The organism is Nocardia wallacei (assembly GCF_014466955.1).
In the GTDB taxonomy this organism is placed as follows: domain Bacteria; phylum Actinomycetota; class Actinomycetes; order Mycobacteriales; family Mycobacteriaceae; genus Nocardia; species Nocardia wallacei.
In genome coordinates this window covers 3,399,433-3,422,055 of the sequence record NZ_AP023396.1, presented here as the reverse complement: position 1 = coordinate 3,422,055, position 22,623 = coordinate 3,399,433, and the positions used below count along the sequence as shown (strand labels likewise).

Sequence of the window (22,623 nt, the reverse complement as noted above, 5' to 3'; positions counted from 1 at the left end):
CCGCGAAACTCCAGGGCATAGTCGTGTGACCACGTCCGAACCGAGCGCGATCCACGCACGGGAGTGGTCGTTCATCCTCGAGTCACCAGATGCGCTGGGAAGTGCCATCTTCTGAGATCCGTTCTCCAGGTCGTCAGTAGATTAAGTCAATCGACCACCCAGTGGTAGGGTTCCCGACCAGATGACACGTCCACTCATCGAATTCGCGCGGGCGGCACCGGCGCCCGCGAACCGGAGCCGGTCAGGATATCTTGCGGCGGTACGCCGCGATCGCGAAGAAGTACGCGATCACCACGATGCCGAGACACCACCCCAGGGCGATCCAGATGTCGGCGCCAACCGGCTGCCGGGTGAGCAGGGCGCGGACGGTATCGACGATCGAGGTCACGGGCTGGTGCTCGGCGAACGCGCGCACCGGCCCGGGCATCGAATCGGTGGGCACGAAGGCCGAGCTGATCATCGGCAGGAAGATCAGCGGGTAGGAGAACGCGCTCGCGCCGTCGGCCGACTTCGCGGTGAGGCCGGGTATCACCGCGATCCACGTCAGCGCGAGCGTGAACAGCAGCAGCACACCCGCGACCGCGAGCCACGCCAGAATCCCCGCGCCGGAACGGAATCCCATGAGCAGCGCGACCAGCACCACGACCACCAGTGAGATGACATTGGCGACGAGCGAGGTCAGTACGTGCGCCCACAGCACCGACGACCGCGCGATCGGCATGGACTGGAAGCGCTCGAAAATGCCGCCCTGCATATCCAGGAAGAGGCGGAACGCGGTGTAGGAGATGCCCGAGGCGATCGTGATGAGCAGAATGCCGGGCAGCAGGTAGGTCACGTACGAATCCGACCCGGACTCGATCGCTCCGCCGAAAACGTAGACGAAGAGCAGCATCAACGCGATCGGGGTGATCGTGGTGGTGATGATGGTGTCCACGCTGCGCGTGATGTGGCGCAGCGACCGTCCCAGCAGCACGGCGGTGTCGGCGAGGAAATGCGTTCTCATTGAGCGTCCTTACGCATCGGTGCTTCGTCGCCGACGAGGGTGAGGAAGATGTCCTCGAGGGTCGGCTGTTTCTCGATGTACTCGATCTCGGCGGGCGGGAGCATCTGCTTCAGTTCGGCGAGCGTGCCGTTCACGATGATCCGGCCCTGGTGCAGGATGGCGATCCGGTCGGCGAGCTGCTCGGCCTCGTCCAGATACTGCGTCGTGAGCAGCACGGTCGTGCCCTGCCCGGCCAGTTCCCGCACGGCCTCCCACACGTCGATGCGAGCCTGCGGGTCGAGTCCCGTGGTCGGTTCGTCGAGGAAAATGACCGGCGGGCTCCCGATGAGACTCATCGCGATATCGAGCCGGCGGCGCATACCACCGGAATATGTCGCGACCTTTCGCGAGGCCGCGCCCGTCAGCGCGAATCGTTCCAGCAGATCGTCCGCGATCGCGCCGGGATTGCGCACATGCCGCAGCCGGGCGACCAGCACGAGATTCTCCCGCCCGCTGAGAATTTCATCGACGGCGGCGAATTGACCGGTGAGACTGAAGGATTCGCGGACCTCCGCCGCTTGCGTGGCGATATCGAATCCGTTGACGCTCGCCGTCCCCGCATCCGCTCCGAGCAGAGTGCACAGGATTCGCACGATCGTGGTCTTGCCCGCGCCGTTCGACCCGAGCAGGGCGAAAATGCTGCCGCGCTCGACGTCGAAGTCCACGCCGCGCAGCACTTTCACCTCCTTGTACGACTTCTCCAGGCCCCGCACCCGGATCGCTTCTTCGATGGGCATGCTGATGTTCGTCCTTCTTCCCGGAATTTCGAGGTGCGGCTTTCCGAGCCGCCCGGCCTCGCCGGTACTCGGTGCTACCGACTACCGGTAGATAGTATCACCGAGTACCGGTGCCGCAACCCGTCCACATCAGCCTGAGACTCCCGCCGACCCCACTCCGGCACGCGGATAGGTATCGGCCACCGAGGCGCGACCGGCGGCCCGCGGTTACAGGAGGTCGTTCAGCAGGCGGCCCACGGTGCTCATGTGCTCGGGGCGGTCGAAATCTCCGTGGGCGCAGTCCACTTCGAGCACGCGCACACGTCCGCCGATATGTGGACGCCAGGCTTGTTCGAGGTCGTCGGCGAAATCGGGGAGTGGATCGCCGTCGGCGTCCAGGGCTGCGCCGAATATCGTGAGATCACCTTCGTAGCGGGGTGCGACGTAGCCCTGCAGCAATGTGCTGCTGTTGATGAGGACCCGCGCCGCGCGCTGCGCCAGTTCCTGCACGACCGGGGCCTCGAGGTGCTCGCCGAAGCGGTCGGCCATCCACTCTCGCAGGCTGGCCAGGGCGTCTTGTTCGGAGACGTCCGGCTGGTCGGCCGCCGGTGTCGGCGGCTTGCTGTCGACGACGCCGAGGAATCCGACCGGCTTTCCGCGTTCGGTGAGCCGCTGCGCCAGCGCGTGCGCGACGATTCCGCCGTAGGACCAGCCCAGCAGGAAGTACGGGCCCTCGCCCTGCATCGCGAGAATCCGCTCGGTGTAGTCCTCGATCATGTCCTCGAACGAGGTCGCCATTGGCCCGCCGTCCAGACCGCGGGATTGGACGGCGTGGATCGGCCGGTCCGGCAGCTGCGGCCCCAGTTGCTGGTAGAACCAGCCGAGACCGCCGCCGGGCGGCAGGCACCACAGCGGTTCGCGCGTTCCGGAGTTCTTCAGCACCAGCACCGGATCGAAATCCGTGCCGAATTCCGTGCCGTCCTCGAGCCGAGCGGCCAATCGGGCGACCGTCGGGGCGTCGAAGATCAGCCTGACCGGAACCTCCACTCCGAGCGCCACCCGGATCCGGCTGGTGAGGCGGGTCGCCAGCAGCGAGTGCCCGCCCAGCGCGAAGAAGTCGTCATCGATGCCGACCCGATCGAGGCCCAGGATCTCGGCGAATAACTCGGCCAGCACGCGCTCTCGCTCGGTGCCCGGCGCCCGGTATTCGTTCGCGGCGGCGAACTCGGGGTCCGGCAAGGCCTTGCGGTCGGGTTTTCCGCTCGAGGTCAGTGGCATCGACTCGATCACCATGACCACCGCCGGCACCATGAATTCGGGTATGCGCTCGCCGACCCACCTGCGCACGTCGGCGGCCAGCAGTCCGGCCCGTGGATTGTTGGCGTAGGCGGTGAGGTCCTCACCCACCGCATTCGGCGGCAGATATATGTCGGTCAGCGAGCGACCCGCAGCAGTCGAAGTATCGAGGAACACCGCGTCCATCCGGCCGCTCTCGGCCGACCAGGTGACCGCCGTGCGGTAGCCGAAGCGTTGTCCCAGTGCGTGCAGTTCCTCGGGCAGCAATGCCGTGTCCGAGCGCTCGTCGACGCCGAGGACACCTTCGAAATCGACCGCGAGGGGTTCGGCGGAGGTCACCGGCGAACCATCCCGGATTCCGCGCGCCGCGTCGACCTGACCGATCAAGCCGATATGCGGGATACCCGTGACCCGAATTCCGCCGGACCCGAGCGCACCCAGGAGTGTGTGCAGCGAGCCGCGATCCCGGAATTCGGTTGCCGGCAGTGCGGCCACCGACAGCCGAGCCTGCGCCGACTTGCGCAGCACCACGTCGTAGCGATACCGGGTCAGCTCGTTCACCGCGTAACCGCGCTGCAACTGGATATCGACCGCGTCGAAACCGGTTGCGGTGTCGCATAATCCGACGAAATACTCCGGCGCCAGCAGCAGTTCCTGTTCGGCGGCGATGTCCCGGCGCACGCGGGCCCGCACGGCCGCCGGGTCGGCGCCGCCGTCGCGCGCGATCTGCACCGCGGTGGCGAACTCCTCGAGCAGCGCGGCATTGCGCACGTCACCGATGAAGACCGCGCCGCCGGGAGCCAGCAGTCTGCCCAGGCGTTCGAGGACCGTACGGAGATAGCTCTCGCCGGGGAAATATTGGATCACCGAGTTCAGCACCACGGTGTCGAAATGCCCTTCGGGCAGGTCATCGGTATCGTCGGCGGCCCGAACGCTCACCCGGACACGTTCGCACCACCCGGCGCCCAGCGCGTCCAGCTGCTTGCGGAGCGTGGCTATGGTGGGCGCGGAAAAGTCTGTGGCCCAGTACTCTTCGCATTCCGGGGCGAGCTGCGACAGCAACAGTCCCGAACCCACGCCTATCTCGAGCACCCGGCGCGGCGCCAGTTCCCTGATGCGCTCGACGGTGGCCAGCCGCCATTCCCGCATCTGCTCCGCCGGAATCGGCGCCCCGGTGAAACTGCTGTTCCAGCCGCCGAAGTCCGCGCCGAACCCCGGGCCGTCGGCGGCGTCACCGGCGGCCGCGTACAACTCGTCGTATATCTGCTGCCACTGCCCCACCAGTTCGTCCTGACCGACCACCGGCCCCGCTTTGTCGGCGACCACGTATCCGACCAGCTGCTTGTCACCGGTGCCGGTGTCCCGGGCCACCACCACGGCCTGTGCGACCGAAGGATGTTGCGCCAGCGCGTTTTCCACCTCGCCGATCTCGACCCGGAAACCGCGGATCTTCACCTGATCGTCGACACGGCCGACGAACTCCAGCTTCCCCTCGGCATTCCACCGGACCACATCGCCCGTGCGATACAACCGGCCGCCCGAGCCGAACGGATCGGCCACGAATCGCGCGGCCGTCGTCCCGAACCGCGCGTGGTAACCGCGCGCCACTTGCGTGCCCGCCACGTACAACTCCCCGGCCACCCCGACCGGAACCGGCGCCAATCCCGAATCCAGGACGTACACCCGCACATTCCCGATGGGGCTGCCGATCGGGACGACTCCGTCGACGGTCTTGCCGAAGTCGTACCTGGTGACGTAGACGGTCGTCTCGGTGGGTCCGTAACCGTTGGCGACAGCGATGTCCGGGTATTCGGCGGTGAGTTCGCGGACCATACTCGACGTCAGTTCGGCGCCGCCGGAAAGAATTCGCCTCAGCGTCCGCAGCGGACCGCCGGATCGCGTTCCGACGTGCTCCATCAGCGCCGAGAGCAGGGGCGGGGTCGCGAACATCGATGTCACCGACCGGGTCTCGGCCAATCGCGCGATCTCGGCCGGATCGGAGCGCTGCTCACCCGCCAGCACCAGCGTCGCTCCGCGGCACAGGGCGGGCCAGATCTCATAGGTCGAGGCGTCGAATGCCACCGACGAATGCACCAGCATTCGGTCCTCGGCGGATATCGGCCGCACCTGCGACACGAAGTTCGCCACATTGCGGTGGCTCACCTCGACCCCTTTCGGCACGCCGGTCGAACCGGACGTGTAGATCAGATACGCCAGATTCTCCGGCCGCACCGAAGCGGCCCGGCCACCGCCCTGGGCCTCGGGAGTGCCGAGCGCGTCGACGTGCAGGCGCGCCAACCCGTTGTCCGGCAGCATCTTTCCGGTCTCGGCATCGGTTACGACCAGCACGGGTCCGGCGTCGGCGAGGATGAACGCCAGCCGATCCGACGGATACGCCGGATCGATCGGCAGATATCCGCCACCGGCCTTCAGCACGGCCAGCATTGCCGTGAGCAACTCCGCCGACCGCGGCAACGCGACCGCCACCACGGTATCCGGGCCCACTCCGCGCGCGGTCAGCAGCCGCGCGAGCCGATCGGCGCGGCGGTCGAGCTCACCGTAGACCACCTCGTCGTCGCCATGGATCACCGCGGGCGCGGTGGGGGTCCGGGCGGCCTGTGCCTCGAACAAGCCGATGAGGGTGGCATCCGCGGCCACCGGGGCGGTGGTGTCGTTCCACCGCCGCAGCACCGTCTCGCGCTCGTCGTCCCGGAGCACATCGATGGCCCCGACCGGGGTGTCCGGATTCGACACCAGCTCCCGCAGCAGCCGCAGCAGTCGCGCCACCATCGTCTCGACCGTCGACCGGTCGAACAGTTCGGTCGCGTACTCGACGAAACCGTGCCACGGGTGACCGGCCGGAGCGTCGGAGATATTGAAGAACAGGTCGAATCGCGCGGTCGACACGGTCGTGGGGTAGGGCCGGAGTTCGACATCCGGCAACTCGACCGTCGGCAGGGCGTTGTTCTGGAATGCGAGTGTCACCTGGAACAGCGGGTGCCGCGCCGCCGAGCGGGCCGGGTTGAGCAGTTCCACCAGCAGTTCGAACGGCGCGTCCTGGTTCTCGTAGGCCGCCAACGCTTTGGCCCGGACCTGTCCCAGGATCTCGGTGAACGCCGCCGCGGCGGAGACCTGCGCGCGCAGCACCCAGGTGTTGACGAAGAAGCCCACCAGGTCGGCGACCGCCTCGTCGGTACGTCCCGCGATCGGCGACCCGATCGGAATATCCTCTCCCGCACCGAGTTTGGCCAGCAGGACGACCAGCGCCGACTGCAGCGCCATCGACACCGTCGCACCTTCGCGAGCGGCCAGCCGTTCCACGTCCGCCCTGGTCCGGGCGTCGATGTCGAACGGCACCAGATCACCGCGGTAGGAGGCCACGCGTGGCCGCGGCCGGTCGGTCGGCAGCCGCAACTCCTCCGGCAGGCCGTCGAGCTCCCGGCGCCAATAGTCGAACTGCCGGGCGACGACGCTGTCGGGGTCGGTGGTCGATCCCAGCCAATCCTGTTGCCATAACGTGTAATCCACGTACTGCACCGGCAGCGGCGCCCAGTCCGGCGCGTGCTGGTGCAGCCGTGCCGTGTAAGCGACGGCCAGATCGCGCAGCAGGGGCGTCATCGACCAGCCGTCACCGGCGATGTGGTGGAGCACCAACACCAGCACGCTGTCGCCGGAGCCGGTGCGAAGGACTGTGGCGCGGATCGGGATTTCGGCCGACAGATCGAACCGGTACGCCATCGCCGAGGTCACGGCCGCGTCGAGGGCGCCGGGATCCACATCCGAGACGGTCACCGGCGGTTCGAGTTCCGCGACCTCGAGCACCCGCTGCGCGGGCACACCGTCGACCTCGGCGAAAACCGTCCGCAAACTCTCGTGCCGCGCGACGACATCACCCACCGCCCGCACGAACGCCGCCGGATCGAATGTGCCCCGCATCCACGCGGCCAGCGGGATGTTGTATGTCGGCGAAGGACCTTCGAGCCGATGGACGAACCACAACCGCCGCTGCGCGAACGACAGCGGCACGATGTCCGGCCGCGCCCGCACCGTGAGCGCCGGTCGCACCTCCGCGCCGCCGTCCAGCCGGGTCGCCAGCTGCGTGACCGCCGGGGCATCGAACACCGTCCGGATCGTTACCTCGACCCCTAGAACCGCGCGGATTCGGCTCACCAACCGAGTCGCCAGCAGCGAGTGCCCGCCCAGCTCGAAGAAGCTGTCGTCCACGCCGACCCGCTCGAGCCCGAGCACCTCGGCGAACAACTCGGCCAGGACCCGTTCGCGCTCGGTGCCCGGAGCTCGATAGCGCGCCGAGGAGGTGAGTTCGGGCTGCGGCAGGGCCGCGCGATCCAGTTTCCCGTTCACGGTCAACGGCACCGAGTCGATCACCGTCACCACGCTCGGCACCATGAATTCCGGCAGCCGATCGGAGACCCATCGACGCACATCGCCGCCTTCGAGCGGCTCGCCATCGGCAACCACATACGCGATCAGCTGCTTGCCGCCGGAGCCGGTCGCACGGGCCAGCACCACCGCCTGCGACACCGAGGGATGCTGCGCCAGCGCCGCTTCCACCTCACCCGGCTCCACCCGGAAACCACGAATCTTCACCTGATCATCAACCCGCCCCACGAACTCCAACTCCCCCACCACATTCCACCGCACCACATCACCCGTCCGATACAACCGCCCACCCACACCGAACGGATCCGCCACAAACCGCGACGCCGTCAACCCCGCCCGACCCAGATACCCCCGCGCCAGCTGCGCACCCGCCACATACAACTCACCCGCCACCCCGACCGGAACCGGCGACAACCACGAATCCAGCACGAACACACGCACGTTCGCCAGCGGTCGCCCGATCGGCACGGACGTGCCCGGGACGGATTCCGCGGCCTCGAACGACCTGCGGACGGCGAAGGTCGTCGTCTCCGTCGGCCCGTACACGTGCACGACGCGGGTATCGGCCGAGCTCCGGACCGCCCGCCGGAACACCTCCGCCGGCATGTCCTCGCCACCGGTCCACACCTCGCGAAGCGCGGCGAGCGCCTCGGGATGATCGTCGGCGAGTATTTCGAACAGCCGGGTGGTGAAGAACGCCGCGGTGACCGCGTGCGTGGTCAGCAACCGGCTCAGGGCCGCGATATCGGCGTGGTCGGCCGGAGCGACGACCACCCGGCCGCCGCGCAGCAGTGGCACCCAGATCTCGTAGGTGGAGGCGTCGAAGGCCACCGAGGAATGCATCAGCACGCTGCCGTGCGCGTCGTCGCGCCACCCGGGCGCGGCCGCGAATGCCGACACGTTCCGGTGGGTGACCGCGACCCCTTTCGGCACGCCCGTGGAACCTGACGTGTAGATCAGATACGCCAGGTTCTGCGGGCGCACCGCGACGACCTGATCGGGGACGGACCCGTGTTCGGCATCCATGGCGTCGAGCAGCAGCCGGGGAATCGCATTGTCGGGCAGGATGTTCGCGGCGGCTCGGTCGGTGACGACGATCACCGGGTCGGCGTCGGCGAGGACGAACGCCAGCCGATCGGACGGGTAGGCCGGATCGATGGGCAGATATCCGCCACCGGCTTTCAGCACCGCGAGCAGCGCCACGATCAATTCCACCGAGCGCGGCAATGCCACCGCGACCACGGCATCGGCGCGCACGCCGCGCGCGATCAGGGTGCGGGCGAGTTCGTCGGCGCGACTGTCGAGTTCGCGGTAGGTCAACTCGAGTTCGCCGCACCCGACGGCGACCGCGTCCGGTGTCGCCGCGACCTGCTCCCGGAACCGGGCTACGACGGTGCCGTCGGGAAGCGCGGCGCTGGTCCGGTTCCATCGGCGCAGCACCGATTCGCGTTCGTCGGCACCGAGCACATCGATCGACCGCAGCGCGGTCTCCGGATCCGCCGCCAGTTGTTCGAAGATCCGCGCCAGCCTGCGCGCCATCGCCTCGACCGAGGGCCGATCGAACACCGTGGTGCGGTATTCCAGATGCAGGCGCACGGCCGGGACGGCGTGGGCGACCAACGTGACCGCGTAGTGCGAGGGGGTGTCCGAGCGCACGCCGGTGAGGGTGATGCCACTGTCGGCGGCGCCGCTGCCGATCCCGTCCTGGTCGACGGGATAGGACTCGAATCCGATGAGGGTATCGAACAATACGGGCAACCCCACGGCCTGATGTATCTCACTCAGTCCGACATGGTGGTGATCCAGCAGAGCGGCCTGCCGGGCTTGCAGATCGCGCAGCATCGTGGCGACGGTGTCGCGCGGATCGAATCGCATCCGCACGGGCACGGTGTTGATGAACAATCCGACCATCGAATCCACGCCCGGTATCGCGGGCGGGCGACCCGATACGGTCGCCCCGGCGATCACGTCGCGGCGACCGGTCGACACCGCCAGCAGGAGTCCCCACGCCGCTTGGACCATGGTGTTCACCGTGACTCCGAGCGCCTTGGCCCGTCGGCCCAGTGCCGCGACCGTCTCGTCGGCCAGCCCCACCTCGACCCGCTCGACGTCGGCCGCCTCCGCAGTCGCGGCGCCATCGGGCTTTCCGGCACTGTCGGCGAGGAGGGTGGGCTCGCGCACCCCCTGGAGTTCTCGCGTCCACGCCCGCAGGCCCGCGTCGCGGTCCTGCCGGTGCAGCCACCGCAGGAATTCCCGGTAGTCCGGCGCGGCGGGCAGGCGGTGGTGGTCGCCGCCGGAACCGTAGAGCCGCAGCAGGTCCCGGATCAGCAGTGGCAGCGACCAGCCGTCCAGCAGGACGTGATGGGCGGTGACGATCAGTTCCGACCGCTGCTCGGCCGTGCGCACCAAGGTCAGCCGCAGCAGCGGCGGGGTCGTCACGTCGAAATGCGCCCGGCGATCCTCGTCCAGCAGCCGCCGCAGTGCCGCCTCTCGTCCGGCCTCGTCCAGGTCGCGCAGATCCGCCGCGCTCCAAGGCAATTCGACAGCATCGACGATCACCTGCACGGGTGCGCCGTGCGAGTCGGCCGCGAATCCCGCACGCAGCGTGGGATATCGGTCGAGCACACCCTGGCCTGCCGCGCGCATCCGGTCCGGGTCGACCGGCCCGGCCAGGCCGAACACCACCTGCATGTGATAGGCGTCGAAACCGGTGTCCGCCAGCCCGTGATGGAACAGTAACCCCGACTGCATCGAGGTCGGCGGCCACACGTCCACCAGGCCCGGGTATCGCCGCTCCAGGGCTTCGATCTCGCTCTGCGCCAACGTCACCAGCGGCAGGTCCGCCGGTGTCGAACCGCCCGCACCGGGTGTCGCGGCGTGGTGCGCCAATCCCAGCGCGGCATCACGCCACAGCTCGGCCAGCTCCCGCACCTCCGACCGCGACAGGATCCCCGCGGGCGCGCCGAACACCGCCCGCAGCTCCGGACCCGTGTCGGTGTCGATCACCGTGGCGCTCACATCCAGCGCGGACATCACCGGCATCGCCGACAGGGCGGGGTCCAGCGGCGTGATCACCGGTCCGGCGGCGCCCGCGGGCGTCCAGCCGCCGTCCTGCGAGCGGTGCGGCAGCAGATCCGCCGAGGTGAACCGGCCGAGGTAGTTGAACCCGATCTGGACGGCGGGGAACTGTCGCAGGACAGCGGCCGTCTCGGGGTTCAGGTAGCGCAGCAGCCCGAAGCCGATGCCCTTGTCCGGCAGCGCCCGCAACTGCTCCTTGATCGATTTGATCAGGGCGCCCGCGGCGTCGCCGCCCGCGCGGAGTCGATCCCAGTCGATCGCGGCGGCCCGTAGCCGCACCGGGTACATGGTGGTGAACCAGCCGACGGTGCCCGACAGATCGGCGCCCGCCACGGTATCCTCCTCGCGCCCATGCCCTTCCAGACGAAGCAGCACCGACTCCTCGGACACCCCGCGATTCCGGCGCCAGCGCGTGAGGGCCACCGTCAGAGCCGCCAGCAGTCCGTCCTCGACACCGCCGTGGAAGACCGCGGGCAGGGTCGTCACCAGGGCCTCGGTCTCGGCCACCGGAATCGGTACCTCGACGTGCTGCACGGTGGACAGGACGTCGACCTCCGGATCCAGCGGCCGCGAGCCCAGCATCGGGTCGGGCCCGTCGAGAACCGCACGCCACCGAGGAAGTTCGGCCACCCGCCGCGGCTGGGTCGACTCGTCGGCCAGGCCGTGCGCCCAGCGCCGCATAGATGTCCCCGCCGGTGCGAACACCGGCGGCGCTCCGGCCGCCACCGCATGCCACGCGGAAGCCAAGTCCGGCAGCAGGATTCGCCACGACACACCGTCGACCACCAGATGGTGCGCCACGATCGCCAGCCGTCCCGCGGCCGCCGGACCGGCGTCGAACCACACGAACTGCATCATCACCCCGGCCGCCGGAGCCAACCGGCCGACCGCCGCCTCGAGCTGCGCGGCGATCACGTCGGCGGGCGGCGGATCGGTCACCTCGACGCGATGCAGCCACATCCCGGCATCCACCGAGCCGGGCGGCGCGATCTCGAGGCCGGGGCCACGCTCGTCGTCGACCAGGCGCGATCGCAGCGCGTCATGGCGATCGAGGACCGCTGACAGCGTCGCCACCAGGCCCGCGCGGTCGATACCCACCGGCAGCTCGAGCACCATGGATTGATTGAAACCGTCGAAACCGGCGCCCAGCTCCCGCACGAACCGTGCCACCGGCAGCAACGGCATCCAGCCCACGCCCGCGCCCGCCGGTTCCCGCAGCACCGAATCCACCGCGCGCCCACCGGCCACCGCGGCCAGCGCCGCCACCGTCCGGCGTTCGAACACCTCGCGGGTACTCACCACCACGCCCAGCGCCCGCGCCCGCGACACCACCTGGATGGATCGAATACTGTCTCCGCCCAATTCGAAGAAGCTGTCGTCCACTCCGACCCGGTCCACGCCCAGCACTTCGGCGAACACCGTGGCCAGCACCCGCTCCTCGGGGGTGCCCGGCGCCCGATAGCGCGCCGACGGCGCCGCTGCCGGGGCGGGCAGCGCCTTGCGATCCACCTTCCCGCTGGGAGTGAGCGGAATCGAGTCGAGCACCAGCACCGCCGTCGGCACCATGAAGTCCGGCAGCCGCTGGGCGACGAACTCGCGCAGCCGTGCGCCGTCGAGTCCGGCCGCGCCGGCGGGGCCGGGAACGACGTATCCCACCAGCTGTTTGCCGCCGGTGCCGGTCGCCAGCGCGGCCACCGCCGCCCGGGAGACCGACGGATGCTGCGCGAGGGCGGCTTCCACCTCACCCGGCTCGACCCGGAAGCCACGGATCTTCACCTGATCGTCGGCACGGCCGACGAACTCCAACTGCCCGGAAGCGTTCCACCGCACCACATCACCGGTGCGGTACAACCGGCCGCCCGCATCGAACGGGTCGGCCACGAACCGCGCCGCGGTCAGTCCCGAGCGGCCCAGATATCCGCGCGCCAGTTGCGCACCGGCCACGTACAACTCGCCCGCGACGCCGACGGGAACCGGCGCCAGCCACGAATCCAGCACGAACACCCGGGTATTGGCCAGCGGAGCACCGATCGGGACCGGCCCGTTCGTCCCCTCGGGCACGGTGCACGCCGTCACGTCGACCGTCGCCTCGGTCGGACCGTAGAGGTTGTCGACCCGGACGCCGCCGCACACCGCCCGCACCGCGTCGACCAGCCCGCCGGTGAGCGTGTCGGCGCCGGTGTTCACCTGCTCCAGACTCCGCAACGGCTTGCCCGGCACCGTCTCCGCGTACTCGGCCAGCGCCGCCAGCAGCGGCGGTGTCGCGAACAGCTTGGTCACCGCACAGGTTTCGGCCAATCGGGTGATCTCCGCGGGGTCGGACTGCTCCGCGGTCGCCATCACCACGGTCGCGCCACCGCACAGCGCGGGCCAGAACTCATAGGTGGACGCGTCGAAGGCCACCGACGAGTGCGCCAGCACCCGCTCCCCCGGCCCCGCCGACCACGCCTGCGCGACCAGATTCACCACGTTACGATGCGTGATACCAACGCCTTTCGGCGTACCCGTGGACCCGGAAGTGTAGATCACATAGGCCAGATTCTGCGGCCGCACCGCGGCGGTTCGATCGCGGCCGTCCACCACGCCGAGGTCGTCGAGGTACAGGTGCGCGATCGCAGTGCGCGGCAAGCGGTTCGCCGTTGCTCGATCGGTCACCAGCACGACCGGGGCGGCGTCGGCGAGAACGAACGCCAGCCGATCCGCGGCGTAGGCGGGGTCGATCGGCAGGTACCCGCCACCGGCCCGCACCACCGCCACCAGGGCCACCAGCAGTTCCGCGGATCGTCCCAGCGCCACGGCCACGAGCGTGTCGGGCCCCACGCCGCGCGAGACCAGCGCGCGCGCCAGCCGCGCCGCCCGGGTGTCGAGCTCGCGATAGGTCAGCTCCGTCTCGCCGCAGACGACGGCCACGGCGTCGGGGGTGCGGGCCACCCGCGCCTCGAACAACTCCGTGAGCGTGGTGTCCCGCACCTGCGCGGCGGTCTCGTTCCACCGCCACAGCACCAGGTCGCGCTCGTCGCCGAGCAGGTCGATCGAGCCCACCGCGACATTCGCGTCCGAGGCCACCTGTTCGAATATCCGCACCAAACGCCGCGAGACGGCCTCGACCGCCGGCCGATCGAACATATCGGTGCGGTATTCCAGTCGAAGCGTCAGCTCCGGTGCCGCGCCGGCGACCACCGTCAGCGGGTAGTGCGTCGGCGCGGTGGGACGCAGGTCGGTGAGGCCGAGACCGCTGACGGTGACGGCCGCGTCGATCCCGGACCAGTCGACGGGATAGGACTCGAAGCCGATGAGCGTGTCGAACAGCGCGTTCAGGCCGATGGCCCGGTGGATATCACTCAATCCGACGTGATGGTGGTCCAGCAGGGCGACCTGGCGGGCCTGCAGCTCGGTCAGCACGTCGGCGAGGGTGTCGCCGTGGTCGAACCGCACGCGCACGGGCACGGTGTTGATGAACAGGCCGACCATCGAGTCGACTCCCGCGATCGCGGGTGGCCGGCCCGAGACCGTCGTCCCGGCCACCACATCGCGGCGGCCGGTCGCCGCCGCCAGCACGATCCCCCACGCGGCCTGGACGACCGTGTTCACCGTGACCCCGAGTTCGACGGCGCGCCTGCCCACGGCCCGCGCGGTCGCCGCGGGCAACGGCACCTCGACCTGCTCGACCTCCGCGGGCGCGGCCTCGTCGGCGGCGCCGGCGAGCATCGTGGGTTCGTCGAAGCCGTCGAGTTCCGCCGCCCAGGCCCGCAGGCCCGCGCGGGCATCCCAGCGGCGCAACCAGGTCAGGAATTCGCGATAGGCGGGCACCGGCGGCAGGGCCGCGGCATCGCCACCAGAACCGTAGAGCCGCAACAGGTCCCGGATCAGCAGTGGCAGCGACCATCCGTCCAGCAGTATGTGGTGCGCGGTGAACACCAGTTCCGAGCGCTGGTCGGCGGTCAGGACCAAGGTGAGTCGCAGCAGGGGCGGCGTCGCCACGTCGAATTGGGTGTGCCGGTCCTCGGCCAGCAGCGATGCCAGCGCCGCGGCGTTCTCCGCCTCGTCACCATCCCGCAAATCCACGACGCGCCACGGTAATTCGACCGACCGGACGACGACCTGCACCGGAACCCCGCCGGAGTCCTCGGCGAAGCCGACCCGCAGATTCGGATAGCGGTCGAGCAGCGCTTGCCCGGCCGCGCGCATCCGCGCCGGGTCCACCATTCCGGTCAGGCCGAACACCACCTGCATGTGGTAGAAGTCCGGGCCCTTGCCCGCCAGCGCGCGATGGAACAGCAACCCCGATTGCATCGAGGTCAGCGGCCAGACCTCCGCGAGTCCCGGATACCGCCGCTCCAACTGCTCGATCGCGTCCTGTGCCAGCTCCACCAGCGGCAGGTCCGACGGTGTCAGGCCGCCCGCGCCGGTGCCGACGGCGTGCCTGGCCAAGCCGAGCGCCGCGGACCGCCACAGCTCGGCCAGTTCCGCGGCCGCCGCCGGGTCGAGAACTTGTGCCGGAACGGCGAATACCGCCCGCAGCACCGGGCCCTCGGCGGTATCGACGACCATCGTGGTGATATCGACGACCGCCAGTGCGGCCATGGCCGGGTCCGGGGCCGCCACGGCATCGCCTCGCACCGGAGTCCATCCGGCGCCGCGCAGTCGTTTCGGGAGCAGGTCGGTCGCTGTCAACCGGCCGAGGTGGTTGAACCCGATCTGCCCGGCCGAGTACGGCCGCAGTTGTGCGGCGGTCTCGGGATCGAGGTAGCGCAGCAGTCCGTAGCCGATGCCCCGGCCCGGGATCGCACGCAGTTGCTCCTTGACCGCCTTGATCGAGGCGCCCGCCGCCGGACCGCCCGCACAGACCTCCGCCCACGCCGCCGCGTTCGCACGCAACCGCACCGGGAACACGCTCGTGAACCAGCCGACGGTGTTCGACAGATCGGCGCCGGGTACGGCGTCCTCCTCGCGGCCGTGCCCTTCGAGCCGGATCAGCACCGATTCCTCGGGCACTCCGCGCGCGTGCCGCCAGCGCGTCACCGCCGCCGCCAGCGCTGCCAGCAGTCCGTCCGCGACGCCGCCGTGGAACACCGAGGGCAGCGTGGTCGACAGCGCCTCGGTCTCCATCACGGGTATCTCGACCACCGTCCGGTGCATGGTGGCCATGACGTCGATCCGCGGGTCCAGCGGCCGCGTACCCAGCATGGGGTCGGGTCCGTCGAGAATCGAACGCCAGCACGGCAGTTGCTCGGTCAGCTCCGGCGCCGACGCCCGTTCGGCCAGTCCGTGTGCCCAGTGTCGCAGCGAGGTGCCCGTGGGTGTCAGGACCGGCCGCGATCCGGCCGACACGGCCTGCCACGCGGATACCAGGTCGGGCAACAAGATTCGCCAGGAGACGCCGTCGACCACCAGATGGTGCGCGATGATCGCCAGTCGGCCCGCTCGCGCCGGACCGGCGTCGAACCACACGAACTGCATCATGACTCCGGCTGCCGGGGCCAACCGGCCGACCGCGGCCGCCAGATGTCCGGCGGCCGCCTCGGGCGGCTCGGGCTCGGCCACCTCGACGCGGTGCAGCCACGTTCCGGCAGCGACGGCACCGGGCGGCGCGATCTCCAGACCCGGGCCGCGCTCGTCGTCGACCAACCGCGACCGCAGCACGTCATGGTGGTCGATGACGGCCGTGAGCGTCGCCTCCAGACCGGCCCGGTCGATGCCCACGGGCAGATCCAGCGTCATGGACTGGTGGAAGCCGTCGAAGCGGCCGCCCAGCTCGCGCACGAATCGTGCCACCGGCAGCAACGGCAGCCACCCCACCGCGGCAGGGGCAGATTCGTCCGCCACCGTGCCCGCGCAGTCGTTCGCCACCGCCGCCAACGCCGCGACGGTCCGGCACTCGAACACCTGCCGCGGACCGACCTCCACGCCCAGCGCGCGTGCCCGGGACACCACCTGGATCGAGCGGATACTGTCGCCGCCCAGTTCGAAGAAGTCGTCGTCCGCTCCGACCCGTTCCAGCCCGAGCACCTCGGCGAACACGGTGGCGAGGATTCGCTCCTGCCGGGTGCCGGGCGCCCGATGCGGCGTCGAGGAGCTGAACTCCGGATCCGGCAGCGCGGCGCGATCGAGTTTCCCGCCGGTCGTCAGCGGCATCGACTCGACCACCATGACCACCGCGGGCACCATGAATTCCGGCAGGCGTCCGGCCACGAACTCGCGCACGTCCGCGCCGTCGACCGCGTCGCCGCTCACGTAGGCGATCAGCCGCTTGGCGCCGGTCCCGGTGTCGCGCGCGGTCACCGCCGCCTGCGAGACCGAAGGATGCTGTGCCAGTGCGGCTTCCACCTCACCGGGTTCGACTCGGAAGCCGCGGATCTTGACCTGGTCGTCGGCTCGGCCCACGAACTCCAGCCGTCCGTCGCCGCTCCAGCGCACCACGTCGCCGGTGCGATACAGCCGCCCGCCCGCCGCGTCGAACGGGTCCGCCACGAATCGAGCCGCGGTCAGCCCCGCACGGCCGCGGTAGCCCCGTGACACCTGCGCACCCGCGACATACAGCTCGCCGGGTACGCGCGGCGGAAGCGGCCGCATACGGGAATCCAGCACGTAGACACGGGTATTGGCGACGGGGGCGCCGATCGGGACGGTGCCCGCCACCTCGTCGGGTACCACCGTCGACGTCACGTTCACCGTCGTCTCGGTCGGTCCGTACAGGTTGTCGATCCGGATCCGTCCCCACCGCGACCGCAGGTCGCGCACGAGTGCCGCGGAGAGGACGTCGGCACCGGTGCTCACCTGCCGCAGGCTCTGGAAAGGGTTGCGCGGCAGGGTCTTCGTGTAGTCGAGCAACGCCGACAGCAGCGGCGGGGTGGCGAACATCTTCGTCACCGGCGCGGTTTCGGCCAGCCGGGTGATCTCGGCCGGATCCGAGCGCCGCGCCGCCGCGACCACCACGGCGGCGCCGCCGCACAGGGCGGGCCAGATCTCGTAGGCCGAGGCGTCGAACGCCACCGAGGAATGCGCCAGCACCCGGTCCCCGGTATCGGTGTGCCAGGCCTGGGCGATCAGGTTCACGACGTTGCGGTGGGTGACCTCGACGCCCTTCGGGCGGCCCGTGGAACCGGAGGTGTAGATCAGGTACGCGGCCTGCTGCGGCCGCACCGCCGGGAGCCGATCGCGTCCGGCCGCGCCGGTGCTGTCGAACGTGTCGAGGCGCAGGCGCGGTATGCCGTTGTCCGGCACGACTTCCGCGGTGGCGCTGTCGGTCACGACGACCACGGGCGCGGCGTCGGCCAGCACGAATCCCAGCCGGTCCGACGGATACGCGGGGTCGATGGGCAGGTATTCGCCACCGGCCGTCAGCACGGCCAGCAAGGCCACGATGAGGTCCGCGGTGCGAGGCAGCGCCACCGCGACGATGTCCTCGGGACCCACTCCGCGCGATATCAGCGCGTGCGCGAGCGTCTCGGCCCGCACCTGCAGCTCGCGGTAGGTCAGCTCGGCGTCCGCGCCGACGACCGCGACCGCGTCCGGCGTCCGCGCGGCCTGCGCGCGGAACAACCCGACCACGGTGGTGTCGGCGACGGGCGCGGCGGTGTCGTTCCATCGCCGCAGGATCAGTTCGCGTTCGTCGTCGGCGAGCACCTCCACGGATCCGACCGGTATGCCCGGCTCCCGGCTCACCTGCCGCAGCAGCCGCACCAGACGTCCCGCGATGGCCTCGACCGTCGGCCGATCGAACAGGTCGGTGGCGAATTCGACGAGTCCGCGCCAGTCGTGGCCGGCCGGGGCATCGGCGATGGTGAACAGCAGGTCGAATCGCGCGGTACCGGTGGACGCGGCATAGGGTTCGATATCCACTCCCGGCAGGTCCAGCCGGGGCAGCGTGTTGTTCTGGAACGCCAGCATCACCTGGAACAGCGGATGATGCGACGCCGAGCGCGCCGGGTTGAGCAGTTCGACCAGCAGCTCGAACGGAATGTCCTGATTCTCGTAGGCGGCCAGCGCCTTCGCCTTGACCTGTCCCAGGATCTGCGCGAACGACTCCGCCGGATCCACGTGTGCCCGCAGCACCCAGGTGTTGACGAAGAAGCCCACCAGCTCGGTCAGCGCCTCGTCGGTGCGACCGGCGATCGGCGAACCGATCGGAATGTCCTCGCCCGCACCGAGTTCGGACAACAGCACCGCCAAGGCCGTTTGCAGCACCATCGACGCCGTCGCGCCCTCGCGGGCGGCCAGGCGCTCCACCGCGGCGCGCGTGTCGGCGTCGATGCCGAAACCCACGACATCTCCACCGTGACCGGCGGTGCGGGGCCGGGACCGATCGGTGGGCAACCGCAACTGCTCGGGCACACCGTCCAACTCGTGACGCCAGTACTCGAACTGCTCGGACAGCACACTGTCCGGGTCGTCCGCCGATCCCAGCAACTCCCGCTGCCACAACGTGTAATCCACATACTGCACCGGCAGCGGCTCCCACTCCGGCGCAGCACCCCGGCTGCGCGCCGCGTACGCGACCGACAGATCCCGCAGCAAGGTCGCCGCCGACCAGCCGTCACCGGCGATGTGGTGCAGCAGCAGCACCAGGACACAGTGGTCACCGCCGCGAAATACGGTGGTACGCAAGGGAAGTTCGGCCGAGAGATCGAACTCGTGACGCACCGCGGCGGTCACGGACGCTGCCAGTTCGGCAGCGCTGGTCTCGGTCACCGTGAACGACGCGCGGACGCGGTCGGCGGCCTGGACCCGCTGGGCGGGCACGCCGTCGACTTCGGTGAACACCGTGCGCAGGCTCTCGTGCCGCGCCACGACATCGCCGATCGCCGCCTCGAGCGCCGGGATGTCCAGTTCGCCCGTGAGCCGCGCCGTCACCGGGATGTTGTAGGTGGCCGACGGTCCGTCCAGCCAGTGGATGAACCACAGTCGTCGCTGCGCGAACGACAGCGGAATCGGTTCGGGCCGTGGCCGGACCGTCAATGCGGGGCGCACCCGGACGTCGGTGTCCAATCGGCGCGCGAGCCGTGCGACCGTCGGGGCGTCGAAGATCGTCCGGATGGGTACCTCGATGCCCAGCGTCGCGCGGATCCGGCTGACGAGGCGGGTGGCCAGCAGCGAGTGCCCGCCGAGGGCGAAAAAGCTGTCGTCGGCGCCGACCCGGTCGAGCCCGAGTATCTCGGCGAACAGCTCGGCCAGGACCCGCTCGTGCTCGGTACCCGGCGCCCGGTACGCCACCGTGGAGGTGATTTCCGGGAGGGGCAGTGCGTCGCGATCGACTTTCCCGTTGAGGGTCAGTGGAATCGACTCGACCGTCATCACCACGGCCGGGACCATGAAATCCGGTAGCTGCCCCGCGAGGTACTCGCGTACTCGGGCGCCGTCGAGTTCGGGGGTTTCGGCTCGCTCCGCGACCACATAGGCGATCAGCCGCTTGTCTCCGGAGTCGATCTCGCGGGCCAGCACGACCGCCTGCGACACCGAGGGATGCTGCGCGAGGGCGGCTCCCACCTCACCCGGCTCGACCCGGAAGCCACGGATCTTCACCTGATCGTCGGCACGGCCGACGAACTCCAACTGCCCGGAGGCGTTCCACCGCACCACATCACCGGTGCGATACAACCGGCCGCCCGCACCGAACGGGTCCGCCACAAACCGCGACGCCGTCAACCCCGCCCGACCCAGATACCCACGCCCCAGCTGCGCACCCGCCACATACAACTCACCCGCCACCCCGACCGGAACCGGCAACAACCACGAATCCAGCACGAACACACGGGTATTCGCCAACGGAGCGCCGATCGGCACCGTCACCTCGACACTGTCCGGTACGACCGACGATGTCACGTCGACGGTCGCCTCGGTCGGACCGTACAGATTGTCGATCCGCACGCCGGGGCACATGTCCCGCAGCGCCTGCACCAGCCCCGCGCCGAGGGTGTCGGCGCCCGTGCTCACCTGCGCCAGGCTTCGGAAGGCGTTGCCCGGCAGCGACTGCGCGTGCTCGACCAGCGCCGTCAACAGCGGCGGTGTCGCGAACAGCTTGGTCACCGCACAGGTCTCGGCCAGCCGGGTGATCTCGGCCGGGTCCGAGCGCCGCTCGGTCGCCATCACCACGGTCGCGCCGCCGCACAGCGCGGGCCAGAACTCATAGGTGGACGCGTCGAAGGCCACCGACGAGTGCGCCAGCACCCGCTCCCCCGGCCCCGCCGACCACGCCTGCGCAACCAGATTCACCACGTTACGATGCGTGATACCAACGCCTTTCGGCGTACCCGTGGAGCCGGAAGTGTAGATCACATAGGCCAGATTCTGCGGCCGTATCGCGGCGTCCGGTTCGGGTGCATCCTCCGCGGCCGCATCGGCGGGCACGAGATGGCGGGGCGCCGCGGTGTCGGGCAGCGCGGGTGCCGTCGCGGCATCGGTCACGACGAGAACGGGTCCGGCGTCGGCGAGGATGAATGCCAGCCGCTCGGCAGGATAGGCCGGATCGATCGGCAGATACGCGGCACCGGCTCGCAGGACCGCGAGCAAGGCCACGACCAGGTCCGCGGACCGCGGCAGCGCCACCGCGACGACGTCGTCGGGCCGCACGCCGCGGGCGATCAGGTCGCGGGCCAGCCGGGCGGCCCGCGTATCCAGCTCCCGATAGGAGAGCGCGGTGGCACCACAGCGCACGGCGATCGCGTCGGGGGTACGCGAGACCTGTTGTCGCACCAGGCCGATCAGGGTGGTGTCCGGGACCTCGAGGGCGGTCTCGTTCCATCGGCGCACGACGAGTTCGCGTTCCACGGTATCCAGGACATCGACCGCGCCCACCGCGACATCCGGATGCGCCGACGCCAGCCGCAGCACCCGCACCAGCCGTGCCGCGATCGCCTCGACGGTGGACCGGTCGAACAGGTCCGTCGAGTATTCGAGATGGACGTTCCAGCCGCCGGTCGCGGCCGCGTCGCCGATGTTGAACACCAGATCGAATTGCGAGGTCGTCGCCGCCACCGGATACGGTTCGAAGACCAGCCCCGGCAGTTCCAGTGCGGGCGCGGCATTGTTCTGAAAGCTCAGCAGTACCTGGACGAGCGGATGATGTGCCGTGGAGCGGACCGGGTTGAGCAGTTCGACCAGCAGCTCGAACGGAATGTCCTGATTCTCGTAGGCGGCCAGGGCCTTCGCCTTGACCTGGCCGAGAATGTCGGTGAATCGCGCCCCCGCGACGACGCGAGCGCGCAGCACCCACGTGTTGACGAAGAAGCCCACCAGCTCGGTCAGCGCCTCGTCGGTGCGACCGGCGATCGGCGAACCGATCGGAATGTCCTCGCCCGCACCGAGTTTGAACAGCAGCACCGCCAAGGCCGATTGCAGCACCATCGACGCCGTCGCGCCCTCGCGGGCGGCCAGCCGCTCCACCGCGGCGCGCAGGTCCGCGTCGATGCCGATGACCGTTACGTCCCCGCGCGAGCCCGCCGTGCGGGGCCGCGGCCGATCGGCGGGCAACCGCAACTGCTCCGGCGCACCCGCCAATTCCCGGCGCCAGTACTCGAATTGCCGCGACAGCACACTGTCCGGATCGTCCGCCGATCCCAGCAATTCCCGCTGCCACAACGTGTAATCCACATACTGCACCGGCAGCGGCTCCCACTCCGGCGCAGCACCCCGGCTGCGCGCCGCGTACGCGACCGACAGATCCCGCAGCAGCGGCGCCATCGACCAGCCGTCGCCCGCGATGTGGTGAATCAGCAGCAGCGCCACGTACTCGGTTGCGCCGCAACGCAGGACGGTGACGCGCAGCGGGATCTCGGTCGCCAGGTCGAACGCGTGCCGCGCCGCCTCGGCGACCGCCGCGTCCACCTCGTCGGTGGTCACGTCGGCGATCGTGACGGGCACCTCGACGTCGCCGGCGTCGAGCACCTGCTGGGCGGGTACGCCGTCGACCTCGACGAAGATGGTGCGCAGGCTCTCGTGCCGGGTGACGACGTCGCCGACCGCGGCGGCGAAGGCCGATTCGTCGAGTACGCCGCGCAATCGGACCGCCACCGGCATGTTGTACGTGGCGGAGGGACCGTCCAGCCGGTCGATGAACCACAGCCGACGCTGCGCGAACGACAACGGGATCAT

3 protein-coding genes are annotated in these 22,623 nt (G+C 69.8%); all 3 read right to left on the bottom strand.

The features are described from left to right. Positions 1–241: 241 nt before the first annotated feature. The 3 genes from NWFMUON74_RS15295 to NWFMUON74_RS15285 all read right to left on the bottom strand — a co-directional run bounded on the left by NWFMUON74_RS15295 (position 242) and on the right by NWFMUON74_RS15285 (position 22,623). Positions 242–1,003 (bottom strand): ABC transporter permease, encoded by a 762-nt coding sequence (locus tag NWFMUON74_RS15295; RefSeq protein ID WP_187688449.1) that lies wholly within the window; start codon positions 1,001–1,003, stop codon positions 242–244. Beyond that, positions 1,000–1,779, bottom strand: a complete 780-nt coding sequence (locus NWFMUON74_RS15290) for an ABC transporter ATP-binding protein (RefSeq protein ID WP_187688448.1) — start codon at positions 1,777–1,779, stop codon at positions 1,000–1,002. The genes NWFMUON74_RS15295 and NWFMUON74_RS15290 overlap by 4 nt, the downstream gene beginning before the upstream one ends. 207 nt (positions 1,780–1,986) lie before the next feature. Continuing rightward, positions 1,987–22,623: a non-ribosomal peptide synthase/polyketide synthase gene (locus NWFMUON74_RS15285; RefSeq protein ID WP_187688447.1), complete on the bottom strand. Its 20,637-nt coding sequence runs from the start codon at positions 22,621–22,623 to the stop codon at positions 1,987–1,989.

Coding starts and splice junctions, on each gene's coding strand:
- NWFMUON74_RS15290 (WP_187688448.1), bottom strand. CDS start 1,779: ATGCCCATCGAAGAAGCGATCCGGGTGCGGGGCCTGGAGAAGTCGTAC.
- NWFMUON74_RS15295 (WP_187688449.1), bottom strand. CDS start 1,003: ATGAGAACGCATTTCCTCGCCGACACCGCCGTGCTGCTGGGACGGTCG.
- NWFMUON74_RS15285 (WP_187688447.1), bottom strand. CDS start 22,623: ATGATCCCGTTGTCGTTCGCGCAGCGTCGGCTGTGGTTCATCGACCGG.